The organism is Halocynthiibacter sp. SDUM655004, assembly GCF_026015885.1.
Lineage (GTDB): Bacteria > Pseudomonadota > Alphaproteobacteria > Rhodobacterales > Rhodobacteraceae > Falsihalocynthiibacter > Falsihalocynthiibacter halioticoli.
The window spans coordinates 96,058-113,474 of the sequence record NZ_JAPDUG010000004.1; the positions used below are offsets into that span (position 1 = coordinate 96,058).

Annotated in this window: 19 protein-coding genes; 12 read left to right on the forward strand and 7 right to left on the reverse strand. The window is 53.4% G+C overall.

Going from position 1 to position 17,417, the window contains the following annotated elements:
* Positions 1-143: 143 nt before the first annotated feature.
* From N9C89_RS14950 to N9C89_RS14960, 3 genes are all read left to right on the forward strand, one after another.
* Complete coding sequence (locus tag N9C89_RS14950) at positions 144-521, forward strand: hypothetical protein (protein ID WP_263954811.1); 378 nt, start codon at positions 144-146, stop codon at positions 519-521.
* Between the two features lie 70 nt (positions 522-591).
* On the forward strand, positions 592-1,977 hold the full coding sequence (locus N9C89_RS14955) for a leucyl aminopeptidase family protein (RefSeq protein ID WP_263954812.1): 1,386 nt from the start codon (positions 592-594) through the stop codon (positions 1,975-1,977).
* Positions 1,977-2,804, forward strand: a complete 828-nt coding sequence (locus N9C89_RS14960) for a C40 family peptidase (RefSeq protein ID WP_263954814.1) — start codon at positions 1,977-1,979, stop codon at positions 2,802-2,804. Before N9C89_RS14955 ends, N9C89_RS14960 begins: the two co-directional genes overlap by 1 nt.
* Here the strand turns inward: N9C89_RS14960 and N9C89_RS14965 are convergent.
* On the reverse strand, positions 2,793-3,140 hold the full coding sequence (locus tag N9C89_RS14965) for a DUF2794 domain-containing protein (protein WP_263954815.1): 348 nt from the start codon (positions 3,138-3,140) through the stop codon (positions 2,793-2,795). The genes N9C89_RS14960 and N9C89_RS14965 overlap by 12 nt on opposite strands.
* 328 nt (positions 3,141-3,468) lie before the next feature.
* Between N9C89_RS14965 and N9C89_RS14970 the strand changes: the two genes are divergently transcribed.
* Positions 3,469-4,581 carry an S-(hydroxymethyl)glutathione dehydrogenase/class III alcohol dehydrogenase gene (locus N9C89_RS14970; RefSeq protein ID WP_263954816.1) on the forward strand — a complete coding sequence of 371 codons (1,113 nt, stop codon included), beginning with the start codon at positions 3,469-3,471 and terminating at the stop codon, positions 4,579-4,581.
* Positions 4,582-4,603: 22 nt separating this feature from the next.
* On the opposite strand, the gene N9C89_RS14975 is transcribed toward N9C89_RS14970, so the two are convergent.
* A complete protein-coding gene (locus tag N9C89_RS14975; protein WP_263954817.1) occupies positions 4,604-5,233 on the reverse strand; it encodes a TetR/AcrR family transcriptional regulator in 630 nt (209 codons plus the stop codon).
* An 87-nt stretch (positions 5,234-5,320) separates the two neighbouring features.
* Positions 5,321-5,500 carry a hypothetical protein gene (locus tag N9C89_RS14980; RefSeq protein WP_263954818.1) on the reverse strand — a complete coding sequence of 60 codons (180 nt, stop codon included), beginning with the start codon at positions 5,498-5,500 and terminating at the stop codon, positions 5,321-5,323.
* Between the two features lie 179 nt (positions 5,501-5,679).
* Here N9C89_RS14980 and fghA point away from each other — a divergent pair, with 179 nt between their 5' ends.
* The 4 genes from fghA (at position 5,680) to N9C89_RS15000 (ending at position 8,668) form a co-directional block, all read left to right on the forward strand.
* Entirely contained in the window at positions 5,680-6,510 is an 831-nt protein-coding gene (gene fghA / locus N9C89_RS14985) for an S-formylglutathione hydrolase (RefSeq protein WP_263954819.1), read from the forward strand.
* Positions 6,507-6,962 carry a YaiI/YqxD family protein gene (locus N9C89_RS14990; RefSeq protein WP_263954821.1) on the forward strand — a complete coding sequence of 152 codons (456 nt, stop codon included), beginning with the start codon at positions 6,507-6,509 and terminating at the stop codon, positions 6,960-6,962. The genes fghA and N9C89_RS14990 overlap by 4 nt, the downstream gene beginning before the upstream one ends.
* 27 nt (positions 6,963-6,989) lie before the next feature.
* A complete protein-coding gene (locus N9C89_RS14995; RefSeq protein WP_263954822.1) occupies positions 6,990-7,613 on the forward strand; it encodes an HAD family hydrolase in 624 nt (207 codons plus the stop codon).
* A gap of 128 nt (positions 7,614-7,741) precedes the next feature.
* Complete coding sequence (locus tag N9C89_RS15000; protein ID WP_263954824.1) at positions 7,742-8,668, forward strand: alpha/beta fold hydrolase; 927 nt, start codon at positions 7,742-7,744, stop codon at positions 8,666-8,668.
* Here the strand turns inward: N9C89_RS15000 and N9C89_RS15005 are convergent.
* Positions 8,665-9,900, reverse strand: a complete 1,236-nt coding sequence (locus tag N9C89_RS15005; RefSeq protein ID WP_263954825.1) for an MFS transporter — start codon at positions 9,898-9,900, stop codon at positions 8,665-8,667. The genes N9C89_RS15000 and N9C89_RS15005 overlap by 4 nt on opposite strands.
* A 109-nt stretch (positions 9,901-10,009) precedes the next feature.
* On the opposite strand from N9C89_RS15005, the gene zapE reads away from it, so the two are divergent.
* Entirely contained in the window at positions 10,010-11,092 is a 1,083-nt protein-coding gene (gene zapE / locus N9C89_RS15010) for a cell division protein ZapE (protein ID WP_263954826.1), read from the forward strand.
* Here zapE and N9C89_RS15015 read toward each other — a convergent pair.
* The 3 genes from N9C89_RS15015 to N9C89_RS15025 form a co-directional block, all read right to left on the reverse strand.
* Positions 11,089-12,327 carry a bifunctional folylpolyglutamate synthase/dihydrofolate synthase gene (locus N9C89_RS15015; protein WP_394358519.1) on the reverse strand — a complete coding sequence of 413 codons (1,239 nt, stop codon included), beginning with the start codon at positions 12,325-12,327 and terminating at the stop codon, positions 11,089-11,091. The genes zapE and N9C89_RS15015 overlap by 4 nt on opposite strands.
* Positions 12,328-12,359: 32 nt before the next feature.
* On the reverse strand, positions 12,360-13,280 hold the full coding sequence (accD, locus tag N9C89_RS15020) for an acetyl-CoA carboxylase, carboxyltransferase subunit beta (protein ID WP_263954828.1): 921 nt from the start codon (positions 13,278-13,280) through the stop codon (positions 12,360-12,362).
* A gap of 76 nt (positions 13,281-13,356) precedes the next feature.
* Positions 13,357-14,247 carry a CPBP family intramembrane glutamic endopeptidase gene (locus N9C89_RS15025; RefSeq protein WP_263954829.1) on the reverse strand — a complete coding sequence of 297 codons (891 nt, stop codon included), beginning with the start codon at positions 14,245-14,247 and terminating at the stop codon, positions 13,357-13,359.
* Positions 14,248-14,367: 120 nt separating this feature from the next.
* On the opposite strand from N9C89_RS15025, the gene ilvD reads away from it, so the two are divergent.
* The 3 genes from ilvD (at position 14,368) to N9C89_RS15040 (ending at position 17,400) form a co-directional block, all read left to right on the forward strand.
* Positions 14,368-16,101, forward strand: coding sequence for a dihydroxy-acid dehydratase (gene ilvD / locus N9C89_RS15030; RefSeq protein ID WP_263954830.1), 1,734 nt, complete (start codon positions 14,368-14,370; stop codon positions 16,099-16,101).
* A gap of 133 nt (positions 16,102-16,234) precedes the next feature.
* Positions 16,235-17,008, forward strand: coding sequence for a DUF6478 family protein (locus N9C89_RS15035; RefSeq protein ID WP_263954832.1), 774 nt, complete (start codon positions 16,235-16,237; stop codon positions 17,006-17,008).
* An 8-nt stretch (positions 17,009-17,016) separates the two neighbouring features.
* Positions 17,017-17,400, forward strand: a complete 384-nt coding sequence (locus N9C89_RS15040) for a hypothetical protein (protein WP_263954833.1) — start codon at positions 17,017-17,019, stop codon at positions 17,398-17,400.
* The last annotated feature ends 17 nt before the right edge of the window (positions 17,401-17,417 follow it).

The window sequence follows — 17,417 nt, forward strand, 5'->3', positions numbered from 1 at the left end:
ATCCGTCGTCTTGTACGTTCTAGGGCGCATTTGTCAGAAATTCGAGAGAAATCTGACGCCGTCGTAAAGGCTTTATAAGGATCGTGGCGCAAAATTGTAATCGCCGTGGGGGCAGAAAGAAATAACCGGAGGGTGTGGTTTTGGTGGAAACAGTCGATATTCGACCCGATGAGGACGTACGACTTAATCCAGAGAGGCTGACGGAGTTGTTCAATCAGTTGGGCAATCGTGGAGCTGCGGATGTAGTTTGTCGCGCTATGGAAGAGCTGGCAGCAAGGCTCACTAAAATAGAGAAAAGCTTTTGGCAGGGTGAATATCAGGCCGTCAGCAAGGGCGCGCGTAGCCTTATCGCAATTGCAGAGCAGATCGGCCTTAACGGTCTGGCGCAAGTTGCGCGACATGTTTCTGTGACTGCGCGGACCGAAGACAAGACAGCGACGGCGGCAACAGTCGCGCGGCTTCTGCGTATGGGTGATCGTTCGCTTTCAGCTGTTTGGAATACACAAAACTTGAGCGGTTAGGCGCTTTGGCTTGCGGCTCGGCGTAGGCGCGGTAGTCTGTGGATTGAATTGATCAATCCACAGGCTCGAAATGACTCTCAAATTTGCGCAAAACAAAACAAACGCTACTCCAATCCACGTTGTAGAATCTGACGGGCTTTCCAACTTTGTTGAGGGCCTGTCTGGAAGTGCGCGGAACTGGGTGGCTTCACAGGAGTTTCGTGCAGGGCTGGGGCATTTCGTAATTGTTCCAAACGCGGATGGTGGCATTGACTCTGTCATTGCCGGGTACGGAAATGAAACTGTCCGAAAAAGAGGGCGGTTTCATCTCGCTACGGTCGCCGCGGTGCTGCCGGAAGGGAAGTATAAGCTCGAAACTTTTCCTGCGAGTTTCGATCTAGAGACGGAACTTCTGGGTTGGTTGCTATCTGGCTACAGTTTTGATCGCTATAAAACCCGTCCTGCTCACAAAGCATCGATCGTTGCGCCCGCAAATTGCGATGCGGCTAAGCTTGAGGCGATTGCAGCAGGCGAAGCCTTAACCCGAGACCTTATTAATACACCGACCTCTGATATGGGGCCGCCCCAACTGCAAGAAGCGTTTGAAACGCTTGCGGCACAACACGGCGCAGAAACAGTGGTGCGTGTTGGGCAAGACTTGCTCGATCAGAATTTTCCGATGATCCATACGGTCGGCCGCGCGTCTGCTCAGGAGCCGCGTTTGCTAGAGATGCGGTGGGGATCAAAAGGGCCGAAACTTACTCTTGTTGGTAAGGGGGTGTGCTTTGATACCGGCGGGCTAAACATCAAACCAGGCGCTTCAATGGGACTTATGAAGAAAGACATGGGCGGCTCAGCGGCGGTGCTCGGACTTGCACATATGATAATGTCACTCGGCCTGCCGATACAGCTTAGGGTTCTGGTTCCGGCAGTGGAAAATGCAATTGATGGCTCGGCGTTCCGGCCGCAAGACGTGCTTACTTCGCGCAAGGGCCTGACCGTAGAAATCAACAATACCGATGCAGAAGGACGACTTGTACTTGCCGATGCGCTGGCCTTGGCGGACGAGGAAGAAACTGACCTTATCGTATCTATGGCAACGCTCACGGGCGCCGCACGGGTCGCGGTTGGTCCGGACTTAGCGCCATATTATGTGGATGCTCAGTCAGATGCGTCAGCTCTCGAAGAAGCGGCAACAACGGTTGCGGACCCTGTTTGGCGTATGCCGTTTCATGACCCGTATGAGGCAATGATCGAACCGTCGATCGCGGATTTGGATAACGCTCCCAAAGGCGGCTTTGCGGGTTCGATTACTGCGGCTTTGTTTTTGCGCCGCTTCGTGACCGAGAATGCGCGGTACATGCATTTTGATATTTATGGGTGGCAGCCAAAATCGGCTCCGGCGCGGCCAGTTGGTGGCGTGGGGCAAGGAACACGTGCTTTGCTTGAGGCGCTCCCAAAACTGTTGGATCTGTAGTGGATCGGCGGGGGTATTTCGCGAACGAGCGTGTTGCGCATCCTGATGCAGAAGACGCTCCTGAAGCTGCGACCGTACAAACACCGATCTTGCGGCAATGCCGTGTTACCATAGCTGATGTTTGTGCAAGTTCCGGCGGTGCCCGCGACACACAATTGCTTTATGGCGAACAATTTGAAGTTCTTGAAACGATGCATGGCTGGAGCTTCGGCCGAACGCGCAAAGATGGTTATGTTGGCTACGTCGAAGCGGATAACCTCGGCCCAATAAGTGAAGCGACACATTCAGTTTGCGCGCGTGCGACGCATCTCTATCCAAAGCCGGATATGAAGCAGAAAGAAGTCGCAACGCTATCACTGGGCTCGATGCTCTCTGTTCTGTCAGAGGAGGGTGGTTTTGCGCAGCTTGCCAGTGGCGCATACATCCCGCTTCAGCATATTCGCCAAGTTAAGAGCGTAAACGATGACCCTGCCAGCGTCGCCGGCCAACTGCTCGGAACGCCCTATCTTTGGGGCGGTTCAAGTGCATTCGGCATTGATTGCTCTGGTTTGGTTCAAATGGCCTTGATGCAATCTGGCCTAAACTGTCCGCGAGATAGTGATCAGCAAATGGCGTTAGGCCACTCTGTCTTAGGCGAAGAAGCTATGAGACGCGGCGATCTTGTGTTCTGGAAGGGCCATGTTGGTATGATGCTAGATGAAGCAAGGCTGATCCATGCCAATGCACATCATATGGCTGTCGCAGTTGAGGCGTTTGCCGAGGCTCGTAAGCGTATCGGAGCAAAGGAATTTGGCGAAGTTCTTGATATTAGGCGCTTAGGTGACTGATCTGATTAGTTTTTTGTCAAGAATGCGCAGCACGGTTTTCAGATCATGGCCGCGTTTTAGAATCTGCCCGTCCATACCGATAATGGCGTAAAGCCCTTGTTTCTGGCGAAGTTTAGGCCGTTTTTCGATGCGATAGATAGGGTTTTCAGCGCTTCGACGGAAGACTGAAAACACGGCAACATCCTTTAGATGTGAAATCCCGTAATCGCGCCATTCGCCCGCCGCCACCATGCGCCCATATAGAGAAAGAATTATCGCCAGCTCTGTTCTATGGAACGCCACCTGCTGAGGCAGGTTATTTGGAGTGGGAAATTGCGCCGGTGGTTCTAGTGTCATTCTTCGAGATTGCGCCCAAGTCCGGCGAAAATCAAGCACTGCCCAAAGATTGCCTTTAAATGGTTCTCGTTTTGCCGCGACCCTTCCCCTTTCCGACCTCGTTTCGTGCATAGAAACAAAGTGCGAGCAAGCGCTGCCTCCGGTGGTGTGGCAATATCCCCCACCTACCTCCACATCGCCGGAGTCGGTTGCTCGAAGGTCTGAACCCCGCCGGTTGGCGGGTTTTTTGTTGGCCCTCTTCCAGAAACTTATTCGAATTTGCGATGCGGGCTTGAAACCGCGCCTCCAATACCTGACGCTGAGCTCAGATATTCTGGAGGATCAAATTATGCGAACACGTGCTGCTGTCGCGCTTGAGGCGGGTAAACCGCTTGAAGTTATGGAAGTAAACCTTGAGGGACCAAAAGCCGGCGAGGTGTTGGTCGAGATCAAGGCAACTGGTATTTGCCATACTGATGAATTTACATTGTCGGGTGCAGACCCTGAAGGAATGTTCCCTGCAATTCTTGGTCACGAAGGCGCAGGCGTTGTTGTGGAATGCGGCCCGGGTGTAACAAGCCTGAAGCCGGGTGATCACGTTATTCCGCTTTATACGCCAGAGTGTCGGGAGTGTGAGTATTGCCTTAATCCCAAGACCAACCTGTGCCAATCGATCCGCAGCACACAGGGCCAAGGCCTGATGCCTGACGGAACAAGTCGCTTCTCGATGCTCGATGGCACGCCGATCCTGCACTATATGGGATGCTCAACCTTCGCCAATCACACGGTGCTGCCCGAGATTGCGCTTGCTAAGGTTCGTAAGGATGCTCCGTTTGACAAGATTTGCTATATCGGTTGCGGAGTAACCACCGGCATTGGCGCAGTAATCAACACCGCAAAAGTCGAGATTGGAAGTCGGGCAATTGTATTTGGTCTTGGTGGTATTGGCCTAAATGTCATTCAAGGTCTGCGACTCGCCGGTGCGGATCAGATCGTCGGCGTTGATCTGAACGATTCCAAAGTCCCGATGGCAAAGCAATTCGGTATGACAGACTTTGTTAACCCAACTGAGGTGTCCGGCGATCTGGTTGGCCATCTCGTCGAGCTAACTGGTGGTGGTGCAGACTATACGTTCGATGCAACCGGCAATGTTGACGTCATGCGCACAGCGCTTGAATCGGCTCATAAGGGCTGGGGCGAGAGCGTGATTATTGGAGTTGCTCCAGCGGGCGCAGAAATTTCCACGCGGCCGTTCCAACTGGTAACAGGCCGTGTTTGGCGCGGTACGGCGTTTGGCGGTGCCTCTGGGCGTACTGACGTTCCTAAAATTGTTGATTGGTATATGGACGGTAAAATCGAGATCGACCCGATGATCACGCACACTATGCCGCTTGATGACATCAACAAAGGGTTCGACCTTATGCATGCAGGCAAGTCGATCCGTTCGGTTGTTCTGTACTGATTAAGGTATTGCTCGCGGCGGATTAGCCTTCGCTGCGGGCGCCATAACGCGCGAGGAACATGTCAACTGCACCATTCACAACCTTGTCGCGTTCTTCGTGGTTGAAGGACGCTTGCACTCCGCACAAAAGCCGCGGGAAAACGAATGATTTGTTGAGTTCCAGAAATTGCTCTGCGGCAAAGGGGATGTCGTCGATCTCCAAATCGCCCCGATCGCAAGCAACTTGCAGATAGGTCGATAGCCTTTCGCGGGCCAAAGCAGGACCGGATTCATAGAATTGCCTGCCGATTGCAGGGAAGCGGCTGTTTTCCGATACACAGATTTTGAAAATCGCAATGCCGAAATCGGAGGTCACGAAAGACAGGACTCTGTTTCCGACTTCTGTCAAGACAGCACGAGGGGGCGAAGCGAAGTCAACAACGTGCTCTGCAATTTCCGCCTGACGCAGACATTCGATCTCTGCGATCTTTGCAAACAAGAGCCGTTTGTCTGGAAAATAGCTATAGAGCGTGGCCTTAGAGACGCCAGCTTCCCGCGCAATGTCATCAACGCTGGCGCCTTCGAAACCATCACGAAGAAAGACGGTTTTCGCGCCTTCTAGGACTTGATCGAATTTGCGACCGCGTTTGATCACGTCGGTGAGCGCTGTCATTGGGTTCTCCTGCGAGTGCTTCGTCAAAGATAAACCACTCGGTTTAGTTTTTGCAAGGCGAACCCAATTTGAATTGCCGGTCTGTGGCTATCCGGCGTCTTGCTCACAGGCACTTGCCGTCGTCAGATCAGAACAGCCACGAGTACTGACGCTGTCATCTGCGGGGAAGGTAATTGTGCTGAAATTGAAGGGAATGCCATTTGCGAAAGCTGGCGCAGCCAGAGATGCAAAGAGGATTACGGCGGTTGTTTTTGCAAGCGAAGTCATAGTTCTCTCCTGAAACTAAACTGAACAGTTCAGATAGCTAAACTATTCAGTTTAGTTTGCAAGTTGAATCTGCACCGCATCAGTGAATAACTGGTTTCGATAGGCGATTGCTTGCGTTGATACCTGTGGCAAGATAGCCCTGAAAGGTAACGGAAAGACAAAAACAGGGTGGGTGTGCGATGAAAACAGTTTCTGAAAACAAGTGCTTTGGCGGCGTGCAGGGAGTTTATTCCGCACCATCAGCGGCCTGCGGCGTTGACATGACGTTTGGCCTGTTTCTGCCTCAGGAAGCAGAGGACGGCCCCGTGCCATTATTGTGGTTTTTGGCTGGCCTTACATGTACCCACGAAAATGCAATGACAAAAGCCGGAGCGCAAGTTTGGGCAGCGGAGCAAGGTATTGGACTGGTCTTCCCTGATACTTCTCCGCGCGGAGAGGGTGTCCCGAATGACGAGGCCTATGACCTTGGTCAGGGAGCTGGTTTCTATGTAAATGCAACGCGAGACCCGTGGGCAAAGAATTTCCAGATGTGGGACTATATTTCAGATGAGTTACCCGCGCTTCTTGCAGCAAATTTCGCAATTGATGCGGAGCGCCAGGCGTTGACCGGCCATTCGATGGGCGGCCATGGTGCGCTAACCTTGGCGATGAATTTCCCTGAGCGTTATCGTTCCGTTTCGGCGTTTGCGCCGATCGCCAACCCGACTGAGTCTGATTGGGGCATCAAACAGTTGAGCGCTTATATCGGTGAGAATAAATCCGATTGGAGTACGCATGACGCTAGTTTGCTGATGCGTGAACGCGGGTTTGATGGCCCTGTACTGATCGATCAGGGAACAGAGGATCAGTTTTGGGATTTGCTCCGCCCAGAGGCTTTGGCGTCGGCGATGGTTGACCGCAGACAAGATGGCCGGTTCCGTCTTCAAAAAGGGTATGACCACAGCTATTTCATGATCTCGAGCTTCATCGAAGATCACATAACAATGCACGCGGAAGCTCTCTATTCATGACGAAAATATACGTGGATGCGGATGCTTGCCCCGTTAAGGCCGAAATCGAAAAGGTTGCGACGCGGCACAAGATCCCCGTTCTTATGGTGTGCAACGGCGGTTTGCGGCCTTCGAATAATCCATTTGTAGAACTGGTGATTGTACCAGAGGGACCGGATGTGGCCGATATGTGGATTGCAGACCGCGCTACCTTGGGGGATGTCGTGATAACGAATGATATTCCGCTTGCTGATAAGTGCATCAAGGCGCAGGCACGGGTGCTTCGTCATAATGGAGAAACACTCTCGGAAAAGAATATCGGCGCGCAATTGGCAACCCGTGATTTGATGCAGGACCTGCGCGCGGCTGACCCATTTCGTCAAGGTGGCGGAAAGCCATTTGCCAAATCGGATCGCTCCCGTTTTCTAAACGCGTTGGAGCGCGAACTTCAGGCGCTTAAGCGACAGAGCTAAAACAGAACAAAACTGGAAAGGATTGAAATGCCAGTTGAAGCGGTAATCTACGACATCGGTAATGTCCTCATCGAATGGCAGCCCGAGCGCCACTACGACAAGACAATCGGCGAAAAACGGCGGCGTGAGATGTTTGAGGCAGTGGACCTACATGCCATGAATGACGAGATCGACCGTGGCGCGGCTTTTAAAGAGCGCATCTATGAGGAAGCGGAGAAACACCCAAGTTTCCGCGCCGAAATTCGCGACTGGTATGATAGCTGGATTGAAATGGCGAGCCCTGCGATCCCGCATTCGGTTAAGCTGCTGCGCACTTTGCGTTCAAAGGACGTACCGGTTTTTGCCCTCTCGAACTTTGGCGTTGATAGCTTTGCCTACGCAGAGACAAAGTATCCGTTCTTGGGCGAATTCGATCGCCGCTATATCTCTGGTCACATGAAACGGATCAAGCCAGAACCGGAAATCTATGAGATGGTCGAAAAGGATTGTGGCATCGATCCAGCGGGTCTTTTGTTTGTTGACGACAGGCAGGACAATATCGACATGGCAAGGGCAAGAGGCTGGCAAGCACATCTGTTTGAGGGGCCTCAAGGATGGGCAGATGAGCTTGTTCGTCAGGGCTTGTTGAATGCCGAAGAGGCTAGCGCCTAGCCTCGGCTCTGCCCTGTACGGGCAGATTTACGCCCAATAAATGTCCAGATCAAAAGATAGCCTTGTTGCGTGGGGGCGATACGCCAATTGTGTGGTAGATGGTAGTTTATGTGACGAGGAGCCCTTGAATGGTGTTTGCTGTTTTTCTGCTGATTGTGGTTCTCATCACTGTACCCATTGTACTGGAACGGCAAAGACAGCCGATCACCCGCGCCATGCGCGCAGAGGCACCTGGGCGGTTTGCCACGCTGTCTAATGGCGTAACCCATTACCAATGGGCGGGAACGTCATCCGGCAGGCACGTCGTTTGTATTCACGGGCTCACCACGCCAGCATTCGTTTGGACAGCGCTCGTCAAAGCATTTGCGCTAATGGGCTTTCGGGTCCTGACGTACGATCTTTATGGTCGCGGGTTCTCTGCGCGGCCAGAGGGCGAGCAGAACGCGGAATTCTTCCGAACGCAGCTCCGTGAACTGATTGAGGACCAGAAGGTTGACGATGATGTGATCCTCGTTGGTTACTCAATGGGAGGTATGATCGCCACGGATTATGCCGCGAACTTCCCTGATAAAGTAGAGCGCATTATTTTGGTTGCGAGTGCGGGGCTAGGCCAGAGGATAAAGCCTCTGGTTCGGTTGATGATTCATATTCCTGTTGTCGGCGACGGTCTTATGTATACGTTTGGCGGAGTGCTTTTTGGCAATTTCGAAGCGCCCCTCGCTGCGGCACAAGAGGCCAAACCGGAACTGAAGCCTTGGAACCTCCCAAGAGCGCAGGGGCAGGGATACTTGCCCGCTGTACTGTCGAGCTATCGGCATATGCTCTCGCAAGATCAACTCGATCTACACCGCAAGATCGCAGAGCATAAAGTTCCTGTCTTGGCCATTTGGGCAGAAGATGACAGCACAATCCCGCTTTCCGCAATGGGGCGGCTTGCTGAGGTCAATCGCGAGGCGAGGCAGGATGTTATTGCTGATGCAGGACATGGGCTGCCCTATACGAATAGCAAAGACATTGTGCCGATTGTGCAGGAATACCTCCGCAACGTCGTTTAGGCAGTGACCACGCGATTTTCCTTGATGGGGAGATGTACAATCGCGGAAAACGCACCGACCGCGATGCCGATCCACCAAACAGCGGTGTAATCACCGTAGATATCGTACATCCGCCCGCCGAGCCAAACGCCAAGGAAGCCGCCCAATTGGTGGCTGAAGAAGACGATTCCATAGAGCGTACCCATGTAGCGCAGCCCGAAAATGTGGGCGACGAGGCCGGATGTTAGTGGGACTGTCGCGAGCCACAGGCTGCCCATTGCGATAGAGAAGATGATAACGGTGGTTGGCGTGATCGGCAGCAAGATAAACATCGATGCCACGATTGTGCGAGCGGCGTAAATTCCGGCGAGGAGGTATTTCTTGGTGAAGTGTTTGCCCGCCCAACCTGCAAGCAATGTGCCCGCAACATTGGCAAGTCCGATCAACGAAATCGAAATTGCACCAAGCGCAGAAGTCGTTGTTATACCGAGCGTATGTAATGTGCCGCCAACGGCGATAGGCCCACACATTTCAGTAATGAGCGCGGGGAAGTGGGCGGTGATGAACGCCAGTTGGTAGCCGCAGGAAAAGAAGCCAAGGAAGATAAGAGTAAACGACGGATCGCGAGCAGCTTTTACGAGGACTTCGCCAAGGCTCTCTTCCAATTCCTGCCGAGTTGCGGGCTTTGGAGACCGCATAAAAGGAAGCAAGAGAAGCGTGGCCAGAATTGCAACGGCAAAGACTATGAATACCGATTGCCACGGCATTGAGCGTAAAAGGTACTCTGCAACGGGCGCTCCAAAAACCTGCCCGGCGGAGCCAGCTGCGGTTGCGATAGCCAGAGACATGGAGCGGTTCTCGTCACTGGATGCGCGGCCAACAACCGCAAGGATGATGCCAAATCCAGTTCCGGCAACTCCAAATCCGATCAAGATTTCAAGGGTTTGATGCGCCAATGGTGTAACGGCATAGGCGCTCCCGACAAGCCCAGCCGCATAAATCAGCGCGCCAGCGACAATGGCGCGTCGATCGCCGAACTTCTCGGCCAATGCGCCAAATATCGGCTGCCCGATCCCCCAAGCCAGATTCTGAATTGCGATCGCAAGAGAAAACTCCGCCCGCGCCCAGCCGAATTCTTCGGCAATCGGAATTTGAAACACGCCAAAACTGGCACGTACCGCAAAGCTTACGAGGATAAGGATACAGCCGGTTATTAGCACCGGAGTGATCAGTGGCGCGCGTGTGTCTTGCATAGAAGTCTCCTAATGCCGTTAAACGACTTCGCAAGCACACCCGTCAATTCATTTATTGTGCCAATACAGTTCAGCTTTTCTTATGCTTCAAGGAGATTTATGGGAAGGCATGGAGCAAACAATTCAATCCATATACGCCGCCCGCGTTGAAAGCGGAGAAATCCACAGCGACCCCAACCAGCTGGCAATTTTGCCTGATTTGGAGCGGCTTCGAAGCGATGTCTTGGAGAATTCGAAAGGCAAAGGGCTTTTCTCGGGGTTGTTTGGCAAGCGCGCTGAAACGCCGCGTGGCCTGTATCTTTGGGGCGGTGTTGGGCGTGGCAAGTCGATGTTGATGGATTTGTTCGTCTCATCGCTTCCTGAGGATCGAATTCGGCGCGTTCATTTTCACGCCTTCATGCAGGAAATACAAAACGCCCTTCATGTCGCCCGAAAAGAGGGTGCTGAAGATGCGTTGCTGCCCGTTGCCAAAGACGTTGCCGAAGGTTTGCAAGTCTTGGCGCTTGATGAAATGCAGATCACGGATATTGCGGATGCGATGATTGTCGGGCGCCTTTTCGCGCTTCTGGATGAAGCCGGTGTGGCTATCATTACTACGTCAAACCGCCCGCCGGACGACCTCTATAAGAACGGCTTGAACAGAGATCTGTTTCTCCCGTTTATCGCGCACATCAAAGAGCGGCTCGACGTGATTGAATTGGCCAGCGCGACTGATTACCGACAAGACCGTCTTGCCGGCGAGCAGGTCTATTTCACGCCTTTGGATGCAACGGCGCGCGAAGAGATTGATCGGATCTGGGAGCGCTTGACAGGGGGTGAATCTGAGCATCTTACGCTAACCGTCAAGTCACGCTCGGTCGAGATTGCGAAGTTCCACAATGGCGTTGCCCGTATGGGGTTCTATGACCTTTGCGGAAAGTTCCTTGGCCCCGCGGACTATCTTGCAATTGCCGAAGCCGTTCGGGTGCTGATCCTTGAAAACATTCCCACGCTTGGACGGTCGAATTTCAACGAGGCGAAGCGGTTTGTGACCCTGATTGATACGCTCTACGAGGCTAAAACACGGCTGATTTGCTCTGCTGCGGCGCAACCCGAAATGCTATATGTCGAAGGTGAGGGAACCTTCGAGTTCGAGCGCACAGCAAGCCGTTTACGAGAGATGCAGGACGCGAACTGGGGTAAGGACGCCTAGCCGTTATCTCGCAGGATTGCGCCCGCAAGATAAAGCGAACCACAGATTAGAATACGCGCGTTTGGTTCATCTTGGAGGATGCTTTGAATAGCGTCTTTCGGATTGGATGCGATCGAGGCAGACATCCCGACGTCTTTAGCAAAACCGGCGGTTTCCTCTGCGGTTAGTGTTGCTGCTTCGCCTGGGATAGTAACGGCAAACAGACGCTCAACATGACCGGAAAGTGGGCGCAGATACCCGCCGATGTCTTTTGTGTTGAGCATTCCACAAATCAAATAGGTTGGGCGTTTTGGCAAAGCGGCGAGCGTCTTGGCGATGGCATGACCTGCCGCTGGATTGTGACCGCCATCTAGCCACAGCTCGCTGCCCTGAGCGGCCTCAACCAATGGTCCAGTTTTTAGACGTTGCATTCGCGCGGGCCAAGTTGCCTTTGTGACTGCTGCTTCGCAAGCGGCTTCATCAAACCCGAGCGTGCGCAAGCTTGTGATAGCGATCCCGGCGTTTTCAATTTGGTGGTGCCCCGGAAGGGTCGGCAATGGCAAATCCAGCAAGCCGGTCTCGTCTTGATAGATAAGTCGCCCGCGCTCCTCGGATACATGCCAATGCTGACCGAAAACGCTTAAGGGAACGCCAAGACGATGTGCTTTGTGTTCAATAACTTCAAGCGCTTCATCTTGTTGACGGCCAACAACACAAGGAACGCCGCGCTTAAGAATTCCTGCTTTTTCGCCAGCAATTTCCGGCAATGTTTCGCCAAGGAATTGCGTGTGGTCGATAGAGACCGGAGTGATGACTGTAAGCACGGGATTGTCGACAACATTGGTCGCGTCCAAACGCCCGCCAAGCCCGACTTCCAAAAGGGTATAGTCTGCATCCGTACGCGCGAAGGCGAGAAGAGCGGCAGCTGTTGTGATCTCAAAATACGTGATGTCGGCGTCGCCATTGGCAACGTAACACTCGTCAAGGATTTCAGTAAGTGCGGGTTCGGAAATGAGCTCCCCAGCAAGCCGTATGCGTTCATGGAAACGCGCGAGATGTGGCGAGGTATAAGCGTGGGCAGTTTTGCCCGCGCCTTCCAATCCAGCGCGGATCATTGCTTGGGTGCTGCCTTTTCCGTTGGTGCCAGCAATGTGAATGACCGAAGGAAGGCGACGCTCGGGGTTATCGAGCCGTTCCAACAGCCTCCACATCCGATCAAGTGTCAGATCGATCACCTTCGGGTGCAACGACATCATTCGTTCAAGAATGACGTCCGAAGATTTTTGGTTCACTTTTCTTCTGCCTTCGGCGCTTCGGACTTAGCTTTAGAAGGTTTCGGCAGATCGCCCGCTACCGCAGGAGGAAGCCCCGTGAGCGCGCGCGTGATCGACGTTAGTTCTGCTTTGAGGTTTTTGCGGTGTGTCACGCGGTCGAGCATACCGTGGTCGAGGAGATACTCAGATCGTTGGAAGCCTTCGGGGAGTTTTTCGCGGATGGTTTGTTCGATCACACGTGTACCAGCAAAGCCGATAAGGGCGTTTGGTTCACCGATGTGGATATCTCCAAGCATCGCATAGGATGCTGTAACGCCGCCGGTTGTTGGATGCGTCAATACAACGATGAACGGCAGTCCTTCTTCCTTAAGCATCTCAACCGCAACAGTGGTGCGCGGCATTTGCATCAGGGATAGGATACCTTCCTGCATTCGGGCCCCGCCAGCAGCGGAGAACAGGATAAGGGGGCGTTCGAGTTTCACGGCGGTTTCTGCCGCGGCAATGATCGCGTTACCGACGTACATGCCCATAGAGCCGCCCATAAATGAGAAGTCCTGACAGGCGGCAACGATCGGTGTGCGGTTCATCTCGCCCTGCGCCACCAGCATCGCGTCTTTCTCGCCGGTTTTCTTCTGTGCGGCTTTAAGGCGCTCAGGATACTTTTTCTGATCCTTGAAGTGCAGGGGATCATGAATCACTTCGGGTACGCTGACTTCGGTGAAGATGCCACCGTCGAATAGATCGGCAAACCGGTCGCGCGGCGTGATGTGCATGTGATGATCACATGACGAGCAAACATTCAGGTTATCGGCCAACTCGCGGTGGAACAGCATGGTGCCGCATTCGGGGCACTTCTTCCACAAGTTCTCCGGAACTTCGCGTCGGGAAAACAATGAGTTAATTGTGGGGCGAACGTAGTTCGAAATCCAGTTCATCCTGAGCTTGTCCTGCAAGTTGGGGCGCGATGCATTGCGTTTGCCTTCAAATAATCAATGGTAGCATGAATTGCAATCAACGTCGAAGCCCAACGCGGATTGCAAGCCAGCTGACTCCCAAAAATCCAAGCTCAATGGCAAGCTGTATACCCGTCATTTCAATTTCGGTCGGCTCGGCAAGAATGGTGAAGAGCGAGAGTCCGCCCGTTTCATTTGGCAAGGAAACAAGTAGAATGCCTTTGACGTTATTAATAAAATGAAAGGCCATTGCCGCGCCGAGATTGCCGGTTCGGGCCGTTAAATCGGTTGCCACCAGCGCAAATACACCAGCCCAAAGCGCAACCATCCAAGCGCTCTCTCCATGAATGCTTGGGCTGTAATGACCAACGGCAAAGACGATTGCGGGCAACCCCATCCAGACCATCGGTGATGAAAGCCGGGCCGCAAGCTGTTGTGTCAGATACCCACGAAACAGGATCTCCTCAGCACTTGTCTGTACGAGCACGGCGCATAGCGAAACAGGCAGCAGGAGGAGCCAAAGCGAAAACGGCACATTTGGTACAAAACGTGCGGTTGCATCCTCTACGGGTGGGCCGGAGGGAATAACGGCCAGCGCGATTGTCAGCCAAAGTAGCGCTTTCGTTGCAATCCAGAAATCACGGCGCAATTGGGTGAGATCACCCAGCAGCGTCAACGGCGCGCGACCATGAATAAAACGTGTGGCGATCACCACGCCAATTGCGATGAAGCCGAAAGCATAGAGAATAGTCAGCGTCTGAGCGGTGCTGTAGCACTCAAAGGTTTCATTGCCACGTTCGCAAATCACCGGCCCCTCGATGGATGGTGCAATCAGCGAAGAAAGAAAAATCGCCAAACCATAGGCCGCGACGAATCCAACGACCGTTCGCCATAGCTCGCTGGTTGGTTTTGCGGGCGCAATAAATCCGTTTAGGGGGGCGTATGACATCAACACTCAAATCTATTTTTGCCGATACGCTATCTGCCGCATCTGAAATGTGCAATCGCGGCTTGTTAAAAAGGCGGTGAACGAATATTCCCATTGGCGACCAAGAAAAGGAAGCTAGACATGACCGCCAGCAAGTTTGACAAAACAAAATTACCAAGCCGCCATGTGACGGAAGGGCCATCCCGCGCGCCACACCGGTCCTATTTCTATGCGATGGGTCTGGACGAGACAGAGATTCACCAGCCGTGGGTTGGCGTGGCGACATGCTGGAACGAAGCCGCACCTTGTAACATCGCACTCAACCGTCAGGCGCAGTCGGTCAAGCTTGGCGTGAAAGCCGGCGGTGGTACACCGCGTGAGTTCACAACGATCACCGTGACAGACGGTATTGCCATGGGCCACGAAGGTATGCGCAGCAGCCTCGCCAGCCGCGAAGCAATTGCTGACACGGTTGAGCTGACGATGCGTGGCCACTGCTATGACGCGGTTGTTGGCCTCGCGGGTTGCGATAAATCCCTGCCCGGTATGATGATGGCGATGGTGCGCCTGAATGTGCCGTCTGTTTTCCTTTATGGCGGTTCGATCCTTCCGGGTCGGCTTGATGGCAATGACGTCACCGTTCAAGACGTGTTTGAGGCCGTGGGCAAACAGCAAGCTGGCGTTATGTCCAACGTTGACCTTGAGACGCTCGAAAAAGTGGCATGCCCATCTGCGGGCGCTTGTGGTGGCCAGTTTACTGCAAACACTATGGCCTGTGTGTCCGAGGCGATCGGCCTTGCGCTGATGAACTCCTCTGGTGCGCCAGCGCCCTATGAGAGCCGTGACCAGCATGCTTCTGCTTCTGGCGAAGCTGTGATGAACCTCATCGCAAAAAACATCCGCGCTCGTGATGTTGTGACTCGCAAGAGTCTTGAAAACGCGGCGCGCGTTGTGGCTTGTACTGGTGGCTCGACAAACGCTGGCCTTCACTTGCCTGCTATCGCTCATGAAGCAGGTATCGAATTTAGCCTTCAGGATGTTTGTGACATTTTCCGCGACACGCCGTATTTCGTCGATCTGAAGCCCGGCGGGAACTACGTTGCCAAAGACCTTTATGAAGTAGGCGGCGTTCCTGTTGTGATGAAAGAACTGCGTAAAGCAGGTCTTATCCACGAAGACTGCATGACTGCATCGGGCAAGACACTTGGCGAAGAGCTTGACCAGATCGAAGGCGAAGCCGACGGCAAGGTGATCTATCCTGTCGAGAAGCCGCTTTCGAAAACTGGTGGCGTTGTCGGCCTTATGGGCAACCTCGCGCCAGAAGGTGCGATTGTTAAGGTTGCAGGCATGGCTGAAGATCAGCAGGTCTTCACTGGGCCTGCGCATGTGTTTGAGTGCGAAGAGGATGCCTTCGCCGCTGTAAAAGCGCGCGACTACAAAGAAGGCGAAGTGATCGTGATCCGCAACGAAGGCCCCGCTGGCGGCCCTGGCATGCGTGAAATGCTCGCCACGACCGCTGCGCTCTCCGGTCAGGGTATGGGCAAGAAGGTTGCGCTTATCACGGATGGCCGCTTCTCTGGCGCGACACGTGGTTTCTGCGTTGGTCACGTTGGCCCAGAAGCGGCGCACGGCGGACCGATTGCACTCGTCAAAGACGGTGACATGATCACGCTCAACGCGATCACAGGCGAAATTTCGGTTGATGTTTCGGACGAAGAAATGGCCAAGCGTAAATCTGAATGGGTTGGCCCGAAACCAACGATCTATGCATCGGGTGCACTCTGGAAATACGCGCAACTCGTTGGCTCGACCCGACTTGGCGCCGTGACCCACCCGGGTGGCAATGCTGAAAAGCACCAATACGTCGATCTCTAAGACATAAGACTGCCGGAACGCGGCGTAGGTGCTGCATTCCGGATTTCTTAACTGTTCCTTTTGCGCCACCTGCTTTACTTAGAATAAAGCAGGTGGCGCAAATCGTTCTAGATCAGAGGTCGTTCAGAAACCAATGCAGAACAGGCTCAGAGACTTTTTCGCGGAGTTGTTTTTTCGCAGGGAGCTGTCCTATTGGACCCGCTGGGCGCGCAACGCTGAATCGATGCGATTGTCAAAGCTCCGCAAACTCAAGAAGCGCGGCAGCCAACTGCGGGCGCGTATTGACAAACTGAACCACACCGCAGAACAGCGGCTTCGGATGCCGCGAATTGGATCTGATGCAATCCATTCACGTTTGTATTCTGATTGGGCGTGGCGTCCTGCTCTGTGGAAATTACCGCTTGTACCTGCGGGGAAGGCGCCGCTTCACAACAAGGATTCGATAGGCAGCGAAGCCACCATTTTTCACGACAGCAGTAGATCAGAGATTGCAGTGCGGCAGGTCCGAAATCGGCAAAGTACGGACCTTGCCCCTTTTGGGATTCAGCTCGATGTGTTCGCCTTTGAGGGCAGCTTCCTGAGCCTTGTTGTAGATCTCCCTGTGGAGGCGGTTGAAGGGCTGAAGCAGAACCATCTCATTTGCTTGGACACGATCGTTGAGCTTGAACGCCCTATCGTGATTACTGCGCGGCTTAATGTGATGCATGGCCCGAATACCGAGCAAATCGTCCGCGAACTGCCTCTTTATGACTCTGAGGTCATGGTTGAGTTTGATCTTTCTTATACCGATCTAAACGAAAAACGTGTGGAGCGGATGTGGGTCGATTTGATCTTCGAGGAACCAGAGTTCAATCGCATCGAATTGCGAGACCTGACCTTTAGCCGCCGACCGCGCACGCAGATTTAGGAGCCGATGTGAGTAAGCTGACATTAGAGAAAACACGGATCATCGAAGGTGTCTGGGAAGGGCGTTTGACCCGCGACGATGGCTACGACGGCATTCCATTGGTGTCTGTGAAGCATCTTGATCAAGAGATCGAAGGTGTGATGCAAGACGATATCCCTAATGATGCAAACTCCTGGACCGTTAAGGTTCCGATCCCGGCGAACTTGCTAGCGGAGGGCGTGCACACCTTTGTTATTTTGGATGCAAAGAGCGGTGAAACGCTGAACAGCTTTAGTGTCATCACTGGCGAAGCTCTGGCAGAGGATATTCGAGCAGAGGTCGATCTTCTGCGTGATGAGCTTGATATGCTGAAACGTGCCTTCCGTCGGCATTGCGCGGAAACTGCGAATTAAGCACCACGTCCATTTGG